Source organism: Arthrobacter sp. OV608 (assembly GCA_900110595.1).
GTDB lineage: Bacteria > Actinomycetota > Actinomycetes > Actinomycetales > Micrococcaceae > Arthrobacter.
On record FOEZ01000055.1, the window covers coordinates 1 to 2,972 of the forward strand.

Consider the following 2,972-nt stretch of genomic DNA (forward strand, 5'->3'; position numbering starts at 1 on the left):
GAGGAAGAGCGTGATTCGCTTCGCGAGAAGTATCGGCAGGAGCGGGATAAGCGGCTTCGTGCGGAAGGCACTGGGCAGTATGTGAAGCTTGACACGGCTTCGGAGTATTTGCGTGATCCGTTCACTCCTCGTGTGGAGCGCGAGGCGGTGCGGCGTGTGGTGGATGTGTTGATCTTGGGTGGCGGCTTTGGTGGTTTGACCACGGGTGCGTTGCTGCGCAAGGCCGGGGATATGGAACTTGCGATCATTGAGGACGCGGGTGACTTTGGTGGTGTGTGGTACTGGAACCGTTATCCGGGTGCTCGGTGTGACATTGAGTCCTCGATCTACTTTCCGCTTCTTGAAGACCTTGGTTATATGCCGACGGAGCGGTATGCGCGTACGGACGAGATTTTCGGGTATGCCCGTAAGATGGGGCATCATTTTGACTTGTATAAGGATGCGCTGTTCCAGACCCGGATGACGGAGATGCGCTGGGATGAGGAGAGCGCGCTGTGGCAGGTGGCCACTGATCGTGGGGATGAGATCAGTGCACGGTTTGTGGTGTTGGCTTCCGGGGTGATGTTCAGCCGTCCTAAGCTGCCGGGTATTCCGGGGATTGAGACTTTCAAGGGGCATTCGTTCCATACCAGTCGTTGGGATTATGAGTACACGGGCGGCAGTAATCTCGGGGGTATGACGGGGCTGGCTGATAAGCGGGTTGCGGTGATTGGCACCGGGGCTACTGCGATTCAGGTGGTGCCTCGGGTTGCGGCCGATGCTAAGGAAATGGTGTTGGTCCAGCGGACCCCGTCGATTCTTGATGCGCGGGGGAATCGTCCGACGGATCCGCAGTGGTGGTCGAGTTTGCCGGAGGGGTGGCAGGAGGACCGTCAGATGAACTTTGACCTGGTGCTGGAGGGCAAGAGCCCCGACCGCGCCCTCATCGATGACCAGTGGAAAGAGGTCTGGGGCCGCCCGGATGCTTCGTCTATGGCCCCGGAAGAGGTTGTCGAGGCGATGGAAGCGATCGACTTCGCGCAGATGGAGCGTATCCGACACCGCATCGGTGAGATCGTGGAGGATCCCCAGACCGCTGCTGGTCTTATGCCGTATTACGGGCGGTTCTGTAAGCGGCCTTGTTTCAGTGATGAGTATCTGCAGGCGTTCAACCAGCCCAACGTGACCCTGGTCGATACTGATGGCCGCGGGCCTGACCGTATCTCTGAGAATGCCATTCATTTTGATGGTGTCGCGTATGAGGTGGATTGCATCGTCTACGCGACCGGGTTCGAATCGTTCGCCACCTCGCCGTCGCAGTCGGGTCGGTACAACGTGATCGGGCGGGGCGGGATCACGCTGGATGAGAAATTGGGTCGTAACGAGTACTACTCGCTCCATGGTCTGTATACCCACGGCTTCCCGAACATGTTCATGGTCGGTAACAGCCGCCAGTCAGCTCCGACGTTCAACATCCCGTTCCGGATGACGATTCAGGCCAGCCATGTGGTGGAGCTGATTACGACGTTGGTGGATTCGGGCGTTACGTCGATGGAAGTCAAGCGCGAGGCGGAGCTGGCGTGGGATGCCCACATGGCGGAGTTGCGTCTGAGTGGTGCGCCTATCGCGAAATCCGTGCAGGAGTGCACGCCTAGCTATTACAACAATGAGGGCAATGTGACCGGCAATATTGTTCCGGCGATCGCGGCGGGATACCCGGGCGGCACGCTCGGCTTCCGCAAACAAATCGATGTGTGGCGCCGCGAGGAGAGGTTCCGCGAGGACATGATCTTGAACGTGTCGTCTGATTCGCGTGAGAGCGTCGGCGCTTCCGTTCAACCACAGAGAGGCATCTAATGCGGTATTACCCTGACAGTGCAGATCCGGCCACCCGCTCCGATCTTGAACATTGTTTCGAGCGGGCGTTACCGGCCGATGAGGGTTCGGTGATGCTGGGGATTTTCCTGCCGAATCAGTCCTTTAGCGAGTGGCCCACGTTGGCGCCGAATGCGACGGAGTGGACGTTCCAGCAGAATCTGGCGACGGTGTTGGCGGCGGAGGAGATGGGCATGAGCTTCGCGTTGCCTCCGTCGCGTTGGGCGGGGCTGCCTGGTGACGAGATCGTGTGGCGGGGAGCGAGCCTGGACGCGATCACCTTGTCGGCCGCACTGTTGGCGGCAACAACGAAGATCACGCTTCTTACCACGATGCACACCAACCTGCTCAATCCGGTGGTGGCTGCCAAGTTCGGTGTGGGGCTGGACCATATCGGACGCGGCCGTTGGGGTGTGAACGTGGTCAGTGGGTGGGGTGTGCAGGAGTTCGCCTCGATGGGGGTGGAGCTGCTGGACCGCAAGCACCGTTACGCCTACACCCGGGAATGGTTGGACGTTGTCGAGGCGCTGTGGCGTGACGGCGAGGCAACACTGGATGGCGAGTACTTCAAGATCAATAAGGCCTCCGGTCGTCCGCGACCGATGCAGGTCTCACCCTTGATCGTGAATGCAGGCCAGTCCTACACCGGGATGCGGTTCTCGGCCGAGCGTGCAAACTATATCTTCAGCTATGGGGATAATGCCGAGAAGTTCCGCCAGATCCGTGCGGAGGTCGGCAGTGACTGCGGCTTCATCGGCGCGAAGGCCGTGATCGTCGGTAAGACGACGGCCGAGGCCCAGGAGCGCGCAAAGCAGATCATCGACCAGGCCGACCGTGGGACGCTGCGAAACATGCTCGTGTCCAGCGGCGCCGCGTCTGCCGAGGACGCCGAGCAGCGCATGAGAACCCGCGAAGACGTGTATGAGTTCCTCCTCGGCGACGCGATCATCGCCAGCGCCGAGGATGCCGGAACACAGTTGGCGAACTGGGCAGCGACGAACAAGATCGATGGGATCTGCCTGAACCTGTTCGACTACGTTACCGACCTTGAGCTTTTCCGCACTGACACGATCCCCGCCTTCGAAGCAGAACTCGCAAAGCACGGCAAAACATACCGC

2 protein-coding genes are annotated in these 2,972 nt (G+C 60.0%); both read left to right on the plus strand.

The window, feature by feature from the left end; translation table 11 throughout:
- Positions 1–1,836: flavin-containing monooxygenase (locus BMX78_RS22545; RefSeq protein WP_139205082.1), on the plus strand; the 1,836-nt coding region annotated here is incomplete at its 5' end.
- Positions 1,836–2,972: LLM class flavin-dependent oxidoreductase (locus tag BMX78_RS22555; protein WP_139205083.1), on the plus strand; the 1,137-nt coding region annotated here is incomplete at its 3' end. The genes BMX78_RS22545 and BMX78_RS22555, both read left to right, overlap by 1 nt.